The sequence below is a fragment of the Roseococcus suduntuyensis genome, from assembly GCF_014196305.1.
GTDB classification, from domain to species: domain Bacteria; phylum Pseudomonadota; class Alphaproteobacteria; order Acetobacterales; family Acetobacteraceae; genus Roseococcus; species Roseococcus suduntuyensis.
This window is the reverse complement of sequence record NZ_JACIDJ010000001.1, coordinates 1,302,176-1,320,670: the sequence shown is the minus strand read 5'-3', so window position 1 is coordinate 1,320,670 and position 18,495 is coordinate 1,302,176. Positions and strand designations below refer to the sequence as shown.

Genomic DNA, 18,495 nt, shown 5'->3' with positions numbered 1-18,495 from the left:
ATCGCATGCACTTCGAAAATACAAAATGAATTTGTAACCGGGCAACAATCCTGAATTCTTCAATCCAGCCGCGCGCCGGAAATCCGCACCACCTCCGCCCAGCGCGTGATTTCGGCCTGCTGGAATCGCGCCAGCTCCTCCGGGGTCGAGGACTGCACGCCGAAGCCCGCCTCGCCCAGCCGCTGCGCCAGTTCGGGCGCGGCCAGGATGCGGACGATCTCGGCGTTCATCCGCGCCACGGCCGCGGGGGGCGAGCCCGCGCGGAGGAAGATGGCCGTCCAGATGGAACTGACCAGCGAAGGGTGCCCCAGCTCCGCCGTGGTGGGCACGTCCGGGATGGCGCTGCTGCGCGTGGGCGCCATGGTGGCGAGCGGCGTGACACGCCCCGCCCGGATCTGCCCCAGCACATCCGCGATGGAGGGGAACATCAGCGGCACGCGGCCCGCGATCACATCCGCCACCGCCAGTGCCTGGCCGCGATAGGGCACATGTTCCATCGGGATGCCGAAGAGATGCCCGAACATCTCCCCCGCCAGATGCGTGGGCGAGCCATTGCCGGAGGAGGCGAAGGAGCGCTTCGTCGTATCCGCCCGCAGCGCGGCCACCAGGCCCTCCAGGCTGCGCTGCGGCGCCGCCGGCCATTCGGGCCCCACGCCGATGAACTGCGCGTAGTCCGCCACCATGGTCACCGGCGCGAAGTCCCGCACCGGATTATAGGCCAGCCGCGAATAGAGCGAGACATTGGCCGCATGGGTGCCGGTGGTCGCGATGAACAGGGTGTGCCCGTCCGGTGCCGCGCGCGCGGCCTCGGTGGCGCCGATCACGCCGCCGGCGCCGGGCCGGTTCTCGATGACCACGGGCTGGCCCAGCGCGCGGGCCAGGGGTTCCGCGATCAGCCGCGCCTGGGTGTCGCTGCTGCCGCCCGCCGGGAAGGGCACGATGAAGCGCAACGGCCGTTCCGGCGACCACTGGGCTTGCGCCAAGGCGGGGGCCGCGAGGAAGGGGGAGGCCAGGATCAGGCGGCGGCGCGTGGGCATCGGTTCACTCCGTCAGGAAGGGCAGGACGATCTCGCCGAAACGGGCGGGCTCGGTGCGGGAGAGGGCATGGCCGCCGCGCGGCTCGAAATGCGCGCGCGCGCCGGGCACCAGCGCGGCCAGCTCTTCCGAGAAGTGGCGCGGCGTCAGGATGTCGTCGTCCGTGCAGACGACCAGCATGGGCACGTCCAGCCCCGGCAGTTCCGCGCGCGGGTCGAAGTCCAGGATGGCCTGCAACCGGCTGCCCTGCACCTCCGGCTCGCCCAGGGCGGCGGCGGCGGCCGCTTCGTCGGCGTCCAGGCGCTCGGCGTTGGCATTGATGAAATAGGGTGGGTGCAGCAGCAGCGTGGTGTAGCGCGCATAGGCGTCCATGCCCACGCGATCCATCAGCATGCGGCGCAGGCCCAGCAGCTTGCGGCGATAGGCATCGCCATGGGTGGTGCTGGCATAGACCACCATGCGCCGGAACACCCCTGGCCGGCGCAAGGCGAGCGCCACCCCGATGGCGCCACCGGTGGAATGGCCGAGATAGAGCGGGCGCTCCACGCCGGCCGCGTCCAGCACGGCCGCCAGGTCATCGGCCATCTGCCAGACCGAGGCCACCGGCACGCGCGAGGAGTTTCCCGTGCCCCGCTGGTCGAACACCAGCAGGTGGAAATGCTGGCCCCATGCCTCGATCTGCGGCGTCCACCAGCCATGGGTGCCGCCCAGGCCTGAGGCCAGCACCAGGTCAGGCTTGGACGGGTCGCCCCGCCGGTCCCACCACAGCGTGGCGCCGTCGCGTTCCAGGCTGGGCATCAGCCCTGCCCCGGCTTCCACACGGGCGGCGCCTCGCTGCCCGTCTGGGTGGTGATGCGCTGATAGGCCTCGGTGCGGCGGTGGGCGGCGAAATTGAAGATGGTGGTGCGGCCCAGGTTGCAGTCGTCCAGGTCGCAATCGGCGGTGATGAGCTCATCGCCCCAGGAGGTGGCCTGGGCCATGATCTCGCCCTGCGGGTTCACGATGATGGAGTGGCCGAACAGCTCGTGCCCGTCCTCGGTGCCGCCTTTCGCGGTTGCGACGCCGAAGCAGGCATTCTGGTAGCAGCCGGAGCGGATGGAGAGGTGGGAATGCTCCACCCGCAGGTGGTGCGCCTCGAAGCCGCGATTGTCCATGTTCAGGCTGGGCGTGTTGTAGCCGAGCATCACGATCTCGACCTGCTGCAAGCCCATCTCGCGCCACGCTTCCGGCCAGCGGCGGTCATTGCAGATCATCATGCCGATATTCGCCTCCTGCCCCCCCACCGGCGCGCGGATCACAGGGAAGCCGAGGTTGCCCACCTCGAAATAGCGCTTCTCCAGATGCTGCACCTTGCGGATGGGGTCGAAGTCGCGGTGCCCGGGCAGATGCACCTTGCGATACTTCAGCACCACCTCGCCCGAGGGGTGCACATAGATCGCGGTGTTGTAGCGGTGCCCGTCCGGCGTCTTCTCGGCATAGCCCAGGTGGAAGCCGATGCCGTATTTCCGCGCGGCCTCGAAGAGCGGCGCCGTCTCGTTGGAGGGCATCGCGTGCTCATACCAGTGGTCGGCGCGGCTGATGTCCTCCTCATACCAGCGGGGGAAGAAGGTGGTCAGCGCCAGTTCGGGGAAGACCACCACCTCCACGCCGCGCTTGTGCGCGCGCTCCATGAGGCGGACCATGCGGCCGACCGCGACGTCGCGCCCCTCGGCCTTCTGGATGGGTCCCAATTGCGCGGCGGCGAGGGTGACGAGACGGGGCATGGATTTCCCTTCCTTTGGGCATGGTTGTCGCGCAGCCTCATGGGCGCGCCAAGCGGGGCCGGAGGGCGAAACCTGCCCCGCCGCGCCGCGCTTGCCCAGACCGGCGGCAATCCGTGCCCGTCAGGCCACCAGGTATTGCTGCTTCACCGCCTCGTCGGCCATCAGCGCCTCCAGCGTGCCTTCCCAGCGGATCATGCCCTTCTCCAGCACACAGGCGCGGTCGCTGACCAGGCGTGCGAAGTGCAGGTTCTGCTCGGACAGCAGCACCGTCAGGCCGTCGCGCTTCAGGGCCAGGATGGCGTCCGCCATGCGCTCGATGATGACGGGGGCCAAACCTTCGGAGGGCTCGTCCAGCAGGATGAGGCGCGGGTTGCCCATCAGCGTGCGGCCGATGGTGAGCATCTGCTGCTCACCCCCGCTCATCCGCCCGCCCGGCCGCGCGCGCATGGCGCCGAGGCTGGGGAACAGGGCAAACACGCGCTCCTCCGTCCAGGCCTCCTGCCCCGGGCGCGGCGGACGGCGGCCGACATCGAGGTTCTCCATCACCGTGAGCTCGGTGAAGATGCGGCGTTCCTCGGGCACATAGCCGATGCCCGCGCGGGCGATCTCGAAGGGCTCGCGCCCCGCCAGGTCGCGGCCCTCGAAGCGCACCTGGCCCTGGCTGGGGCGCACCAGGCCCATGATGGATTTCATGGTGGTGCTCTTGCCCGCGCCATTGCGGCCGAGCAGCGCCACCACCTCGCCCTGCCGCGCGGCGAGCGTGACACCTTGCAAGATATGCGCGCGCCCGTAATGCGCGTGCAGGCCCTCTACCTCCAGCATCTACGCGATCCCGTGCGTGGCGCCGGTGCCGAGATAGACCTCGCGCACCCGGGGGTCGGCGCGGACCTCGGCCGGTAATCCTTCCGCAATGGGCCGGCCGCGGTCCAGCACCAGGATGCGGTCGGCATGGGCGAAGACGACTTCCATGTCGTGCTCCGTGAACAGCACCGCGATGCCGGAGTTGCGGGCGATGTTGGCCGTGAGTTCCATCAGCGCCACGCGCTCGGACGGCGCCATGCCGGCGGTGGGCTCGTCCATCAGCAGCAGCGCGGGGTCGTTGGCCAGCGCGATGGCCAGTTCCACGCGCTTCAGGTCGCCATAGGCCAGCACGCCGCAGGGGCGCTGGGCCTGGGCCGCCATGCCCACGCGCTCCAGCAGGGCCATGGCGCGGGCGGGGTCCTCGCGCGTGACGGGGTTCCAGATGTCGAAGAGGCGATGCGCGTGCGACAGCAGCGCCATCTGCACATTCTCCAGCACCGACATGGAGGCGAAGGTGGCGGTGATCTGAAAGGTGCGGCCCACGCCGAGCCGCCATATCCTGCGCGGCGGCAGCCCCGCGATGTCCTGCCCCTTCAACACGATGCGCCCGCGGTCCGGCTTGAGCTGGCCGTTCAGCATGTTGAAGCAGGTGGACTTGCCCGCGCCATTCGGGCCGATCAGCGCCAGCAATTCGCCCGCGCCGACCGAGAGCGAGACCCCGGCCACCGCCTGAACCCCGCCGAAGGATTTGTGGATGTCCTCGACCAGCAGGGTCATGTCCTGGCGCGGCCGATTCACGGCCTCGGTGCTCGGCGGCACCCCCGCCCTCGCCCGATCGGACGCGCTCATTTCCGCCGCTCCGTGAGCCGCTGCGCCGCGCCCACCAGCCCCTGCGGGAAGAACAGCACCAGCGCCACGATGACGCTGCCCAGGAACAGCCGCCAGAGGTCGAAGCTGCGCATCAGTTGCTCATGGATCCAGGTGTAGGCGAGCGCGCCGACGATGGGCCCGCTGACCGTCTGCACGCCGCCCAGCAGCACCATCAGCAGCGCGTCCACGCTGCGCGGGATGGCCATGTAGGTGGGGAAGACGCTGCCCTTGGCATAGGCGAAGAGCCCCCCCGCGATGCCTGCGGCGATGGCCGCCAGAATGAACGCCACCCAGCGGATGCGGAACCCGTCCATGCCGATCGCCTCGGCCCGCAGCGGGCTGTCGCGGCCCGCCCGCAGCGCGTAGCCGAAGGGCGCGAAGATGGCGCGGCGCAGCAGCAGCGTGACGCCCACGCACAGCACCAGGGCCATGTAGTAATAGACCAGCTTCGGCTGCGCCCAGGCGCTGGGCCAGACGCCCAATATGCCATTGTCGCCCCCCGTTATCTCCACCCACTGGAAGGCCGTGGACCAGGCGATCTGCGCGAAAGCGAGCGTCAGCATCGCGGCATAGACGCCGGAGAGCCGCACGCAGAACCAGCCAAACACCACGCCCGCGAAGCCCGCCATCAGCGGCGCGGCGAAGAGGCCGAGTTCCATGGGGGCCGCGAAATGCTTGGCCAGCAGCGCGGCGCCATAGGCGCCCAGGCCGAAATAGGCGGCGTGGCCGAAGCTCGCCATGCCGCCCGGCCCCATGATGAAATGCAGGCTGGCGGCGAAGAGCACCATGATGGCGATCTCGGTGAAGACGATCAGCGCGAACTCGCCCATGAAGGGCGGCACCAGCACGGCCAGCGCCAGCGCCGCGAAGCCAAGGTTTCGCGCCAGTGGCGTGGCCGGCGGGTAGGGCGGTTCGACCACATGCGCGGCATGGGCACTGGCGGGCGGGCGGCCCAGCAGCCCGTGCGGCCGCACCACCAGCACCACCGCCATCACCAGGAAGGCCAGCACCAGCGTGATCTTGGGAAAGATCAGGATGCCGAAGGCCTGCAACTGCCCCAGCAGCAGCGCCGCCAGGAAGGCCCCGGGCAAGGAGCCCAGCCCGCCGATGACGACCACCACGAAGGCCTCGGCGATGATGGCCAGGTCCATCTGCAGGTTCACGCTCTCGCGCGGCAATTGCAGCGCGCCGCCCAACCCCGCCAGCACCGAGCCCAGGAAGAACACCGTCGTGAACAGCATGCGCTGGTTGACGCCGAGCGCGCCCACCATCTCGCGGTCGGCCGTCGCGGCCCGCACCGTGGTGCCCCAGCGCGTGCGGTGAAACAGCAGCCAGAGCAGGCCCAGCACCACCGGCCCCACGGCGATGAGGAACAGTTCATAGAGGGGGAAGCGCACGCCCAGGATCTCGACCGCGCCGCGCAGCCCGGGCGCGCGCGGGCCCAGCAGATCCTGCGGCCCCCAGATCATCAGCGCCACATCCTGCACGATCAGCACCACGCCGAAGGTGCCCAGCAGCTGGAACAGCTCCGGCGCCTTGTAGATGCGGCGCAGCAGCAGCACCTCGATCAGCACGCCGATGACGCCCACGATCAGCGCGGCCACCAGCACCCCGCCCCAGAAGCCGAGGTGTCCGCGCGGCAGCGCCGTCACCAGCGTCCAGGAGAGGTAGGCGCCCATCATGTAGAGGCTGCCATGCGCGAAGTTCACGATGCGCGTGACGCCGAAGATGACCGTCAGCCCGGACGCCACCAGGAACAGCGAGGAGGCCGATGCAAGGCCGGACAGGCCCTGCACCAACAGGTTCTCGAACAAGGGTGGACTAGCCCTGCGGACGCAGCGTGCGCACCACCTCATCCGTGGGCAGGTAGTTGCGCCCATCGGCATAGCGCCAATCCACCATCACCCCGCGACCGCGGCGCAGCGCCGTGCGGCCGATATAGGCGCCCAGCGTGGATTGATGGTCGATGGCGCGGAACTCCACCTCGGCCTCGCCGAAGGCGGTGGGGAAGGTCAGGCCGCGCATCGCCTCGATCATGGCGTCGGTCCCGGTGCCGCCCGACTTCCGCAGCATGGCGACGATGGCCGAGACGGTGTCATAGGCCACCACCGAACCCAGGCGCGGATGGGTGTTGAAGCGCCGGCGGTAATTCTCGCGGAAGCGGGTATGGCCTTCCGTGTTCAGCTCCTCCCACGGATAACCGGTGACGATCCAGCCCTCCGGCGCCTCGTCGCCCAGCGGGTCGAGGTATTCGGGTTCGCCCGTCAGCAGGGAGACGACGCTGCGGCGCTCGAACAGCCCGCGCGTGCTGCCTTGGCGCACGAAGTTGGTGAGGTCCGCGCCGAAGGTGACGTTGAAGATGGCCTCGGGGTTCGCGCCGGCCAGCGCCTGCACCGTGGCCCCCGCGTCAATGCGGCCGAGCGCGGGGAATTGCTCCGCCACGAACTGCACATCGGGCTTGGCGCGCGTCAGCAATTCCTTGAACCAGCGCACGGCCGACTGCCCGTATTCGTAGTTGGGCGCGACGGTCGCCCAGCGCCGGGCGGGCAGCTTGGCGGCCTCCTCCACCAGCATGGCGCACTGCATGTAGGTCGAGGGACGCAGGCGGAAGGTGAAGCGGTTGCCACGCGCCCAGACCAACGCGTCGGTCAGCGGCTCGGACGCCACGTAGAGGCGGCGGTTCTGGTTGGCGAAGTCCGCCACGGCCAGGCCCACATTGGACAGGAACCCGCCCGAGAGCAGCGCCACGCGCTCATTGTTCACCAGCTCGCCGGCATGGCGCACGGCGTCCTCGGGCCGCCCGCCATCGTCGCGGAACACCGTCTCGATTCGGCGGCCATTGATGCCGCCGGCCGCGTTCACCTCGTCCTGCGCCATCATCCAGGCGTTGCGGTAGGGGGTGAGGAAGGCCGGCTGCGCGGAATAGGAATTGATCTCGCCGATGCGGATCGGACCTTCCTGCGCGTGAACCGCAGGAGCGGCCAAGGTGGCGGCGGCGCCCAGCAGAGCGGCGCGGCGTGGCAGGGCGATGGTCATGGCGGGCCTCCGGGGCTGAGGCGCGCAGCAAAGCAAGAGCCCCGCCGCACCGCAACAGGAAATGCGGTGCGGCGGTAAGGTGTTAGGCGGCCTGCACCAGCCCGCCCAGGTCGGAGAGCGAGCGCAGGTGGAAGTCGGTGTCGCCGAAGCTGGCCTCGTTCACCGTCAGCCGCTTGAAGTAGTGGCCGGCGGCGTATTCCATCGTCATGGCGATGCCGCCATGGAGCTGGATGGCCTCCTGCCCCACCAGGCGCTGCGACCGGCCGATCTGTGCCTTCACCGCGTGCATGTTGCGGCGGCGCTCCGCCGCATCCGGATCGCGGGCGGCCATGGTGGCGAAATAGGCCATGGAGCGCGACTGCTCGATCGCCACCAGCATGTCCGCGGCCTTGTGCTGCAGGGCCTGGAAGCTGCCGATGGGCTTCCCGAACTGCTGGCGCGTCTTCATGTAGTCCAGCGTCATGGCATGGACCACGTCCATGGCGCCGATGGCCTCGGCGGCCAGGGCCGCGATGGCCTCGTCCACCACCTTGTCCACGAGGGCCAGGCCGTCTTCCGGCGTGCCCAGCGCATGTTCGGCGCGGGCGTCGCTGAACTCCACCTCGGCCGCGCGGCTGCCATCCACCTGGCGGAAGCCGCGCACGGCCACACCCTCGGCTTTGGCGGGCACCAGGAAGACGCCGATGCCGCCCTTGTCGCGCCGGTTGCCCGAGATGCGCGCCGTCACGATGAAGTGGTCGGCCGTGTCGCCATGCAGCACCATGCCCTTGCGGCCGGTGATGACCCAGGACGCGCCATCCTTCTTCGCGGTGGTCGCGACATCGTGCAGGTCATAGCGCGACTGGCGCTCCTGCTGGGCGAAGGCCAGCAGCACGCCGCCGCCGGCCACCCCCGCCACCATGTCGGCGCGGAGGTCCGCCGCCGCGCCATGGCGCAGGAATCCGCCGCCCAGCACGACAGTGCTGAGCCAGGGCTCCAGCGTGATGTGGCGGCCCATCTGTTCCGCCACGATCATCACTTCTTCGCCGCCGCCGCCGAAGCCGCCATCCTCCTCGTCGAAGGGCAGGCCCAGCAGGCCAAGATCGGCGTATTGGGCCCAGAGGTCGCGGCTCCAGCCCGTCTCGCTGGCGAGATAGGCCTTGCGGTTCTCGAAGCCATACTTGTCCGAGAGCAGCTTGCGGACGCTGTCCTGCAGCATCCCCTGGGATTCGTTCAGGTCGAAGTCCATGTGATCCTCAGAGGCCCAGGAAGGCCTTCGCCATGATGTTGCGCTGGATCTCGTTGGACCCACCGTAGATGCTCTGCTTGCGCCAGTTGAAGTAGACGCCAGCCAGGCCGAAGGCCCAGTCGGGCGCCACGTCCCACTCGTTCGTGCCCTCGGCGTCGGGGTCGCCATCCACCCAGGCATAGGGGCCGGCGGCCTTCATCAGCAGCTCCGAGACCCCCTGCTGGATCTCGGTGCCCTTGATCTTGAGCACCGACGTCGCGGGGTCGGGCTTGCCGGTGCCGGCGCGCTTGGTTTCGTTGGCGATGACGCGCATCACCGTCATTTCCAACGCCTTCAGCTCGATTTCCATCTCGGTCATCTGGCGGCGGAATTCGGGGTCCTCGATGAGGGGGCGGTCCCCGTCCATCGTCTCCCGCGCGATGATCTTGAGGCGGCGGATGCGCTCGCGGCTGGCGCCCACGCGGGCCTGGCCGAAGCGCTCATTGCCCAGCAGGAACTTGGCGCAATCCCAGCCCTTGTTCTCCTGGCCGACGAGGTGATCCAGCGGCACCTTCACATCGTCGAAGAAGACCTCGTTCACCTCATGCCCGCCCTCGATCGTGACGATCGGGCGCACGGTGATGCCGGGCGTCTTCATGTCCACGAGGAAGAAGGAAATGCCCTCCTGCTTCTTCGCCGCGGGGTCGGTGCGGGCGAGGACGAAGATCCAGTCGGCGTGCTGCGCCAGCGTGGTCCAGGTCTTCTGGCCGTTGATGACCCAATGGTCGCCATCACGCACCGCGCGGGTCTTGAGACCCGCCAGGTCCGAACCGGCGCCGGGTTCGGAGAAACCCTGGCACCACCAGTCGTCCAGGTTCAGCATGCGCGGCAGGAAGCGGGCCTTCTGCTCCGGCGTGCCGAACTCGATGATCACGGGGCCGCACATGTTGATGTTGAAGCCGAGCGGCGAGGGCGCCGGCCACATCTGCAGCTCCTCGCGGAAGATGTACTTCTGCGCGGGCGTCCAGCCGGGGCCGCCATGGTCCTTCGGCCATTCGGGGGCGGCCCAGCCGCGCTTGTTCAGCTTGCGCTGCCACTCCACCACCATCTCCTTGGTGGGGGACTTGCCGGCGATCATGTGCTGGCGCGTGGCGTCCGGGCATTCGGCGGCGAGGAAGTCGCGCACCTCCTGCCGGAAGGCGCGCTCCTCATCGGTGAAGCGGAGTTCCATGGGGTCTCTCTCCTATGCCGCCCGCTTCGCGCCCATCGCGGCGAAGCTGCCGCCCTCGGCGGCGAGCTTCTCGATGAGGGCGGCGGGCTTGAGGTTGGGGTCGTTGGTCGCCTCGGCGTATTGGGCCAGCCGGTCGCGCACGGCCTTGAGGCCCATGCGGTCCGCCCAGAACATGGGGCCGCCACGCCAGGCCGGCCAGCCGAAGCCGTTGCAGAAGATCACGTCGATATCCACGGCGCGGGAGGCGATGCCTTCCTCCAGGATGCGCGCGCCCTCGTTCACCATGGGCAGCAGCATGCGCTCCAGGATTTCGGCGTCCTCGATCTTGCGGCGCTTCACCTGGTGCTGCTCGCTCATCTCGACGATGATGCGCTCCACCTCCGGGTCGGGCAGGCGGGTGCGCTTCTCGTCATACATGTACCAGCCCTTGCCGGTCTTCTGGCCGTAGCGGCCGGCAGCGACCAGCGCATCAGCGATGGGGGCCTTGGTGCCGCGCGCCTTGCGGACGGCGGCGCCGATGTCGAGGCCCGCCAGGTCACCCGTGGCACAAGGCCCCATGGCCATGCCGTAGGTCTCCATGGCGCGATCAATATCGGCCGGCAGAGCGCCTTCCAGCAGCAGGCGTTCCAGCTGGAAGCCGCGCTTGCCGGTCATGCGGTTGCCCACGAAGCCATCGCAATTGCCGACGACCACGTTCACCTTGCCGATGCGCTTGCCGACATCCATGGCCGTCGCGATGGCCTCGAAGGAGGAGGCCTTCCCGCGCACGATCTCCAGCAGCTTCATGACATTGGCGGGGGAGAAGAAATGCATCCCCACCACCAGCTCCGGCCGCTTCGTGGCCGAGGCGATGGCGTCGATGTCCAGCGTGGAGGTGTTGGAGGCCAGCACCACACCCGGCCGCGCGATGGCGTCCAGTTTCGCGAAGATTTCCTTCTTCACGTTGATGTCCTCGAACACCGCCTCGATGACGAGGTCGGCCTCGGCCACCACGCCCATGTCGGTGCTGCCGGTCAGCAGGGCGCGGCGCTTGGCGTAGTCGGCCTCGGACAGGCGGCCGGATTTCAGCGTGCGTTCCCAGTTCGCCTCGCACTTCTTGAGGCCACGGTCGAGCGCCTCCTGGGTCTGCTCCACCATGGTCACGGGGATGCCGAAATTCGCGAAGCTCATCGCGATGCCGCCGCCCATGGTGCCGCCGCCGATGACGACGGCGCGCTTGACGGGCAGCGGGTGCGTCTCGGCCGGCATGTCGGGCACGCGGGCCGCCTCGCGCTCGCCGAAGAAGATGTGACGGAGCGCGAAGCTCTGCTCGCCGGCCACCAGCTTCTGGAAGATTTCGCGCTCGGTGTTCAGCCCGTCCTCGAAGCTGCCGGTGAGTGCGGCGCGCACGGCCTGGGCGCAGCCCTTGGGGCTTTCCTGCCCGCGCGTGCGCTTCAGCAGGCTCGCCGCCAGCGCGTCGAAGGAAGCGAGGTCCGCGCCCTTGATGTTGTCGTCCCGCTTGCGGGCCAGGGTGAAGCTTCGGCCGGAATTCTGCCGCGCCCATTCCACCGCCGCGGCCTCCAGCGGGCCTTCCAGCACGGCATCAATGAAACCGAGCTTCTGCGCCTCGACGGCCGAGACGGGGTCGCCGCCCACGATGATCTTGAGGGCCGCCTCGCCGCCGATCAGCCGCGGCAGGCGCTGGGTGCCGCCCGCGCCGGGCACGAAGCCGCGCTTCACCTCGGGCAGCCCCACCATGGCCGTGGGCGAGGCCACGCGCGCATGGCACACCAGCGCCAGTTCCAGCCCGCCGCCCAGCGCGCTGCCATGGATGGCGGCGATGACCGGCACCTTGCTGGTTTCGATGGCCTCGAAGACCTCGGGCAGGCTGGGCGGCTGGCGGGGCTTGTTGAACTCCGTCATCTCGGCGCCGGCCGAGAACATCCGCCCCTCGCCCATCAGGATGATGGCGCGCGCGCCTTCGCGCAGCGCCGCCGCGATCCCCGCATGCAGCCCGGCGCGGACCCCGGTCCGCAGCGTGTTCACCGGGGGGTTGGCGATCCGGAGGATATGGATGTCGCCGTCGCGCGCATGCTCCACAAACCGCTCTTCGGCCATGGCGTCTTCCCCGTCTTGCTTCGTTTTCATGCCCAAGTGTCGAACCGGGGCCGCGGGGTGTCAACGGGGCCGAAGGGTGTTCCGGGGCGCTTCAGCCCTCCGCGTCGAGGGCGTAGCCGGCCGAGCGGACGGTGCGGATCAGGTCCATGTCGCTGTCGCCGTTGATGGCCTTGCGGAGGCGTCGGATATGGACGTCCACCGTGCGCAACTCCACATGGATATCCCGCCCCCAGACCGCGTCCAGCAACTGTTCCCGCGTGAACACACGGCGCGGATGGGACATGAAGAATTCCAGCAGCCGGTATTCCGTGGGGCCGAGGTGCAGCGCCCGCCCGGCCCGCGTCACGCGGTGGGCGTCCTGGTCCATGAGCAGGTCCTGGTAGCTCAGGCTGCCCTTGGCCGCGACGGTGGAGGAGCGCCGCAGCAGCGCGCGGATGCGCGCCATCAGCGCCTCCACGGCGAAGGGCTTGGCGATGTAGTCGTCCGCCCCCGTGTCCAGCGCGCGCACCGCGTCCTGGTCCTCGGTGCGGGCCGTCACCATGATCACGGGCAGGTCGCGCGTGGCGGGGCGGCGGCGGATTTGCCGACAGACCTCGATGCCGGACATGGCCGGCAGCATCCAGTCCAGCAGCACCAGGTCGGGCTTGGCCTCGGCGATGCGGAGCAGGGCCTCCTGCCCGTCCGTCGCCTCGTCCACATGGAAGCCCTGGCGCTCCAGATTGTAGCGCAGCAGGGCCAGCAGGGGCGCCTCGTCCTCCACCACCAGGATGGAGGGCTTGCCGCCATTCGCGCCGAGAGCTTCGGCCATGGACATGTCCTTCGTTACTCGCCCGGCGGGCGGACGACGGCGGAGGCCGAGACATCCGCCTTCGGGCGCTCTTCCGTCAGCATCTTGCCCAGCACGGCGAAATGCACGCGCTCGGCGATGTTGGTCGCGTGGTCGCCGATGCGCTCCATGTTCTTCGCGATGAAGAGCAGGTGCGTGGCGGAGGTGATGTTGCGCGGGTCTTCCATCATGAAGGTCAGCATCTCGCGGAAGATGCCGTTGTAGATGCCATCAATCGGCGCATCCGCGGCCCAGACCGCATCGGCCTTGGCGGCGTCGCCCTCGACCAGCGCGTCGATCGCGTCCTTCAGGTTTTCCTGCACCATCTCCGCCATGCGGGCGAAGCCGTTGAAGGAACCAAGGCTCGGCTGCTGCGACACCACGATGGCGCGCTTCGCGCCATTGCGCGCGTAGTCGCCGATGCGCTCGAGGTCCTGGCTGATCTTCATGCAGGCGATGATGAGGCGGAGGTCCTGCGCCATGGGCTGGCGCAGCGCCAGCAGGCGGACGCAGAAGGCCTCGACCTCGCGCTCCATCTCGTCGAGCGCGGCGTCGCGCTGCACCACATCGGCGGCAAGCTCGGTGTCGCGGCGCATCAGCGCCTGGGCGCTGTCGGCCACCTGGCGTTCGGCGAGGCCGCCCATGCGCGAGATCATCTCGAGCAGGCGCTTCAGGTCGTCGTCATAGGAACGGACGATGTGCTGGGGGGAGGTGTTGGGCATGTCCTGCGTCCTCAGCCGAACCGGCCGGTGATGTATTCCTGGGTCTTCTGTTCCTTCGGCGCGGTGAACATCTCCGCGGCCGGCGAGACCTCGATCAGCTCGCCCAGGTAGAAGAAGGCCACCTGGTCGGCGCAGCGCGCCGCCTGCTGCATGTTGTGCGTCACGATGACGATGGTGAAGTCCTGCTTCAGCTCGTCGATCAGCTCCTCGATCTTGAGCGTGCTGATGGGGTCGAGCGCCGAGGTCGGCTCGTCGAACAGGATCACCTCCGGCCGCACCGCGATGGTGCGCGCGATGCACAGCCGCTGCTGCTGCCCGCCCGAGAGGCCCATGGCGTTGGTGTTCAGCCGGTCCTTCACCTCGCCCCAGATGGCGGCGCGCGACAGCGCCCATTCCACCCGCTGGTCCATCTGCGACTTGGACAGCTTCTCGTGCAGGCGCACGCCGAAGGCGATGTTCTCGTAGATGGTCATGGGGAAGGGCGTGGGCTTCTGGAAGACCATGCCGATCTTGGAGCGCAGCTCGTTGATGTCCACGCCGGCGTCAATCAGGTTGCGGCCGTCCATCATCACCTCGCCCATCGCCTTCTGGCCGGGGTAGAGGCTGTACATCCGGTTCAGCACCCGCAGCAGCGTGGACTTGCCGCAGCCCGAGGGGCCGATCATGCCCGTCACCTGGCGGTCCGGGATGTCGAGGTTGATGCCCTTCAGCGCCTTGGGCAGGCCCTCCGCATAGACGAAGTCGAGGTTGCGGACGGAAATCCGCGCCACGCTGTTGAGCTTGGCACTGGAGCGGGCCTGCAGGCCGCTCATGCTCGGGCCGGCGTCCGCGACGGGCTGGGTGTGGTCGTTCATGGCTGTGGCCTTCCGGTCAGGCGCGCTTGCGCAGCGCGACACGCGCGATGATGTTGATGAACAGCACGCCCAGTGTCACCAGCAGCGCGCCGGACCAGGCGATGTCGATCAGGTCGGGGAAGCCCGAATTGGCCTGCTGGTAGATGGACACCGGCAGGCTGGCCATGGCGCGGCTGAGGTCGGTGCTGAGGATATTGTTGCCGAAGCTGGTCAGCAGCAGCGGCGCCGTCTCGCCCATGATGCGGGCGAAGGCCAGCAGGATGCCCGTCATGATGCCGGAGATGGCGGCGCGCCACGCCACCAGCGTGATCATCTTCCACTTGGGCGCGCCCAAGGCCACCACCGCCTCGCGCAGGGTGTTGGGGATGAGCTGCAGCATGTCCTCCGTGGTGCGCACCACCACCGGGATCACGATGATGGCCAACGCCAGCGCGCCCGCGAAGCCCGAGAACCCGCCCTGCGGCAGCACCACCAGCTGGTAGATGAACAACCCGATCAGCACGGAGGGCGCCGAGAGCAGGATGTCCGAGATGAAGCGCACCGCGTAGCCGAACTTGGACTTGCCCGCGTATTCCGAGAGATAGGTGCCCACCAGCAGCCCGATGGGCGTGCCGATGGCGGTGGCGATGCTGGTCTGGATCAGGCTGCCCACGATGGCATGGATCAGGCCACCCTTGGGCAGGCTGTCATCGCCATAGCGGGTCGGCTGGAATTCCTGCGTCAGGACGATCAGGTCCAGCGCGATCAGGCCGCGCCACAGCAGCGTGCCCATGATCGAGAGCAGGAAGAACAGCCCCACCACCGTGGCGGTGAGGCAGAAATACATGACCAGCTTGTCCACGAACTTGCGGCGGCGGCCCAGGCTGCGCTGCTGCTCGATGTTGCGCGAGGCCATGATGGTGGCGGTGGTGGTGCTCATCGGTCGGCCCTCACTTCAGCCGGGGACGCAGGAGGTAGCGGGAAAGCGCCAGCACGAAGAAGGAGATGACGAAGAGCAGGAAGCCGATGGCGAACAGCGCCGATTGCTGCAGGCTGCCCGTCAGGCTTTCCGGGAATTCCATGGCGATGACCGAGGCGATGGTCGTCGTGCTGTCGAACAGCGAGGTCGCGATGCGGTTCGCGTTGCCGATGACGAAGGTGACGGCCATGGTCTCGCCCAGCGCGCGGCCCAGCCCCAGCATGATGCCTCCCACCACCGAGATGCGGGTGTAGGGGATGACGACGCCGGTCATCACCTCCCAGCGGGTCGCGCCCAGGCCATAGGCGCTTTCCTTGTAGACGGGCGGCACCTGGTCGAACACGTCACGCATGGTGGCGGCGATGAAGGGCAGGATCATGATGGCCAGCACGATCGAGGCCGAGAACAGCGAGGTGCCGGCGAAGTTCGTGCTCTGGAACAGGAAGCCGATCAGCGGGATGGCCGCAAGCTGGTCACCGAAGGCGAACTGGATGTGCATCTGCACGAAGGGCACGACGACGAACAGGCCCCACATGCCGTAGATGATGGAGGGCACGGCCGCCAGCAGCTCGATCGCGGTGCCGATGGGCCGCTTGAGCCAGGGGGGCGACAGCTCCGTGAGGAAGAAGGCGATGCCGAAGGCGACGGGCACCGCGAAGATGATGGCCAGCACCGAGGAGGTGACGGTGCCCAGGATGGCGACGCCGGCGCCGAACTCCTCCTGCCCCTCCACCGGGTCCCAGATCGTGCCCCAGATGAACTCGGCGCCGAAGCGCTCGAAAGCCGGCAGGCCGCCCAGGAAGAGGGTGACGATAATGGCGCCCAGCAGGATCAGCACGAAGCCGCCCGCACCCACGCACATCCACTGGAATATCTTGTCGCCGAGTTCCCCCGGCTTGCGGCGCGCGCCGATGGGCGGTGCCTTGATGGTGCTGGCGGACACGGAACCTCGCGCGATGCGGTTCGGGAAGGGAGAAGGGGCCGGCCCTTTTCAGGACCGGCCCCCTCGTTGCATCAGCCGGCGGCGCCGGTCCAGATGGGGCGGCCCTGCGGGTCCTTGATGGCCTGGGCCCAACGGCTGCGGATCAGGTCATGCGTCGCGGTGGTCAGCGGGATGTATTCCAGCGAGGACGCCGCCTGGCTGCCGTTGCGGAAGGCCCAGTCGAAGAAGCGCATGGTGTTGCGGCTGCCCTCGACGCGGTCGGCCACCGGGTTGGTCGGCAGCATGATGTAGGTGCCCACCGTGATCGGCCACACATTCGGGCCGGACAGATCAATGGTGTCCGGCGCCATGGTCGGCACGGTCCAGTCGGCGGCGCCTGCGGCGGCCACGAAGCTCTCGTTCACCGGACGGACGAAGTTGCCCGCCTTGTTGCGGATCTGCGTCGTGATCAGGCGGTTCACCACCGCATAGGCGTTCTCGACATAGCCGATGGCGCCCGGGGTGTTGCGGACGATGTTCGACACGCCCTCATTGCCGCGCGCGCCATTGCCGGCCGGCCAGCGGACGGAGGTGCCGAAGCCCGGGCCCGTGCGCCACTCTTCGCTGATGCGCGAGAGGTAGTTCGTCCAGGCCCAGGTCGTGCCCGAACCATCGGCGCGGTAGCCGACCGAGACGGGGATGTTGGGGATGCGCAGGTCGCGGTTCAGTTCGACGATGCGCGGGTCGTTCCAGCGGTTCAGGCGGCCGAAGAAGATCTCGGTGATGATTTCCGGCGTCAGGCGCAGCGCGTGGTTGGCGACGCCCGGCAGGTTCACCGTCAGCACCACCGAACCCATCACGGTCGGGAACTGGAACAGGCTGCGCTCGGCCATCTGGGCCTCGGTCAGCGGCGCGTCGGTCGCGCCGAAATCCACCGTGCGGGCCGCGATCTGGTTGATGCCGCCGCCAGAGCCGATGGACTGGTAGTTCAGCGAGATGCCGGCGCCTTCGCGGGCGGCGGCCGACCACCGGTCATACAGGGGCCGGGGGAAGGTCGCGCCGGCGCCGGTGATGGTCGCCTGCTGCGCGAAGCTGGGGCGGATGATCGCGGGGACGGCCAGGGCGCTGGCGCTGAGCGCGAGCAAGGAACGGCGGTTCATAGGCATCTCCATCAGGAACTTTTGGTCGAGGCTGCCTGGAGGGCTGCCCGTCTCGCACCCTGCCTTAGGGGGGGTGTGCGACCTCGGCATTTCACTTTTGTGAAGCTTCGATGACATAGACCTTTTCGCAACCTATCCGTGCAACCGGTGCAAGCCCCGGCACAAGCTGAAAATTTTCGCGCCACGCCGCGCCGGGTTTGATCCTGCGCAAGGCAGCCATGCGCCGGGACGGGCACAAGCGCCATGATGTTCGCCGACTGCCTGCATGACCTGACTGCCCTCGGCCCCGCCGGCATTCCGGCGCTGATGGGCGTGCTGTTCCTTGCCGGGCTGGCGGGGGGGCTGACGCACTGCACCACCATGTGCGGGCCCTTCGTGCTGGCCCAATCCGCCGCCACGGCCGATTCGACGCTGGCGGGCGGGGTGCTGCGGCGGCTCTCCGGGGCCACGCTGCTGCCATATCACCTCGGGCGGGCCATGGGTTACACGGCGCTCGGCCTGCTGGCCGGGGCCTTGGGCGGGCTGCTGGCCCAGGCCAGCGGGTTTCGCTGGCTGGCGGCGGGGCTGCTCGGCCTGGCGGCGCTGCTGATGCTGGCCCAGGCCTCGTCCACGCTCGCCGCCCTGCTGCCCCGCCTGCCCGCGCCCCGCCTGCCCGTGGCACTTGAACGGCGCATGGGCGCGCTGCTGGCCGCCCCCACCGGATGGCGCGGGGTGCGGCTGGGGCTGCTGCTCTCCGCCCTGCCCTGCGGGCTGCTCTATGCGGCGCTTGCCGGTGCGGCGGCCTCGGGCAGCGCCTTGGCCGGGGGGCTGGCCATGCTGGCCTTCGTGGCCGGCACCGCACCGGCGCTGATGGCCGTGGCCTTCCTGGGGCGCCTGGCGCGCCACGCCTTCGGGCCGGGGCTGCGCCTGGCCAGCCTGGCGCTGTTCGGCCTGAACGCGGTGGTGCTGTCGGTGCTGGCCATCAGGCTGGTTGCCTGACGCGCGCGCTTGCCGAATAACAGGCGTGTCACGAA

17 protein-coding genes are annotated in these 18,495 nt (G+C 68.9%); 1 reads left to right on the top strand and 16 read right to left on the bottom strand.

All coding sequences use genetic code 11. The annotated features are described in order from the left end of the window. Positions 1–59: 59 nt before the first annotated feature. The 16 genes from GGQ83_RS06200 to pstS form a co-directional block, all read right to left on the bottom strand. Complete coding sequence (locus GGQ83_RS06200) at positions 60–1,037, bottom strand: Bug family tripartite tricarboxylate transporter substrate binding protein (protein WP_184382843.1); 978 nt, start codon at positions 1,035–1,037, stop codon at positions 60–62. A 4-nt stretch (positions 1,038–1,041) separates the two neighbouring features. After that, positions 1,042–1,833, bottom strand: coding sequence for an alpha/beta fold hydrolase (locus tag GGQ83_RS06195; protein WP_184382842.1), 792 nt, complete (start codon positions 1,831–1,833; stop codon positions 1,042–1,044). Further along, complete coding sequence (locus GGQ83_RS06190; RefSeq protein ID WP_184382841.1) at positions 1,833–2,798, bottom strand: N-carbamoyl-D-amino-acid hydrolase; 966 nt, start codon at positions 2,796–2,798, stop codon at positions 1,833–1,835. The genes GGQ83_RS06195 and GGQ83_RS06190 overlap by 1 nt, the downstream gene beginning before the upstream one ends. Before the next feature lie 120 nt (positions 2,799–2,918). Further along, complete coding sequence (locus GGQ83_RS06185; RefSeq protein WP_184382840.1) at positions 2,919–3,620, bottom strand: ABC transporter ATP-binding protein; 702 nt, start codon at positions 3,618–3,620, stop codon at positions 2,919–2,921. After that, a complete protein-coding gene (locus tag GGQ83_RS06180; RefSeq protein ID WP_456315354.1) occupies positions 3,621–4,448 on the bottom strand; it encodes an ABC transporter ATP-binding protein in 828 nt (275 codons plus the stop codon). It abuts the gene before it with no gap. Continuing rightward, positions 4,445–6,283, bottom strand: coding sequence for an ABC transporter permease (locus GGQ83_RS06175; RefSeq protein ID WP_242534993.1), 1,839 nt, complete (start codon positions 6,281–6,283; stop codon positions 4,445–4,447). Before GGQ83_RS06175 ends, GGQ83_RS06180 begins: the two co-directional genes overlap by 4 nt. A gap of 7 nt (positions 6,284–6,290) precedes the next feature. Continuing rightward, positions 6,291–7,505 carry an ABC transporter substrate-binding protein gene (locus GGQ83_RS06170; protein ID WP_184382838.1) on the bottom strand — a complete coding sequence of 405 codons (1,215 nt, stop codon included), beginning with the start codon at positions 7,503–7,505 and terminating at the stop codon, positions 6,291–6,293. An 82-nt stretch (positions 7,506–7,587) separates the two neighbouring features. Then, positions 7,588–8,733, bottom strand: coding sequence for an acyl-CoA dehydrogenase family protein (locus GGQ83_RS06165; protein ID WP_184382837.1), 1,146 nt, complete (start codon positions 8,731–8,733; stop codon positions 7,588–7,590). Positions 8,734–8,740: 7 nt separating this feature from the next. Next, positions 8,741–9,943: an acyl-CoA dehydrogenase family protein gene (locus tag GGQ83_RS06160; RefSeq protein WP_184382836.1), complete on the bottom strand. Its 1,203-nt coding sequence runs from the start codon at positions 9,941–9,943 to the stop codon at positions 8,741–8,743. Positions 9,944–9,955: 12 nt separating this feature from the next. Then, positions 9,956–12,040: a 3-hydroxyacyl-CoA dehydrogenase NAD-binding domain-containing protein gene (locus tag GGQ83_RS06155; RefSeq protein ID WP_184382835.1), complete on the bottom strand. Its 2,085-nt coding sequence runs from the start codon at positions 12,038–12,040 to the stop codon at positions 9,956–9,958. A 91-nt stretch (positions 12,041–12,131) separates the two neighbouring features. Then, a complete protein-coding gene (gene phoB / locus GGQ83_RS06150; RefSeq protein WP_184382834.1) occupies positions 12,132–12,848 on the bottom strand; it encodes a phosphate regulon transcriptional regulator PhoB in 717 nt (238 codons plus the stop codon). A 14-nt stretch (positions 12,849–12,862) separates the two neighbouring features. Further along, complete coding sequence (gene phoU / locus GGQ83_RS06145; RefSeq protein ID WP_184382833.1) at positions 12,863–13,588, bottom strand: phosphate signaling complex protein PhoU; 726 nt, start codon at positions 13,586–13,588, stop codon at positions 12,863–12,865. A gap of 11 nt (positions 13,589–13,599) precedes the next feature. Next, positions 13,600–14,400 carry a phosphate ABC transporter ATP-binding protein PstB gene (gene pstB, locus GGQ83_RS06140; protein ID WP_184382973.1) on the bottom strand — a complete coding sequence of 267 codons (801 nt, stop codon included), beginning with the start codon at positions 14,398–14,400 and terminating at the stop codon, positions 13,600–13,602. 58 nt (positions 14,401–14,458) lie between these two features. Further along, the gene (gene pstA, locus GGQ83_RS06135; protein WP_184382832.1) at positions 14,459–15,361 is read right to left on the bottom strand and encodes a phosphate ABC transporter permease PstA; all 903 of its coding nucleotides are present in this window, start codon (positions 15,359–15,361) and stop codon (positions 14,459–14,461) included. A 10-nt stretch (positions 15,362–15,371) separates the two neighbouring features. Next, on the bottom strand, positions 15,372–16,343 hold the full coding sequence (pstC, locus tag GGQ83_RS06130) for a phosphate ABC transporter permease subunit PstC (protein ID WP_311727373.1): 972 nt from the start codon (positions 16,341–16,343) through the stop codon (positions 15,372–15,374). Positions 16,344–16,414: 71 nt separating this feature from the next. Beyond that, positions 16,415–17,482: a phosphate ABC transporter substrate-binding protein PstS gene (gene pstS, locus GGQ83_RS06125; protein ID WP_242534994.1), complete on the bottom strand. Its 1,068-nt coding sequence runs from the start codon at positions 17,480–17,482 to the stop codon at positions 16,415–16,417. A 243-nt stretch (positions 17,483–17,725) separates the two neighbouring features. Between pstS and GGQ83_RS06120 the strand changes: the two genes are divergently transcribed. Next, positions 17,726–18,460, top strand: coding sequence for an urease accessory protein UreH domain-containing protein (locus tag GGQ83_RS06120; protein ID WP_184382830.1), 735 nt, complete (start codon positions 17,726–17,728; stop codon positions 18,458–18,460). Positions 18,461–18,495: the final 35 nt, after the last annotated feature.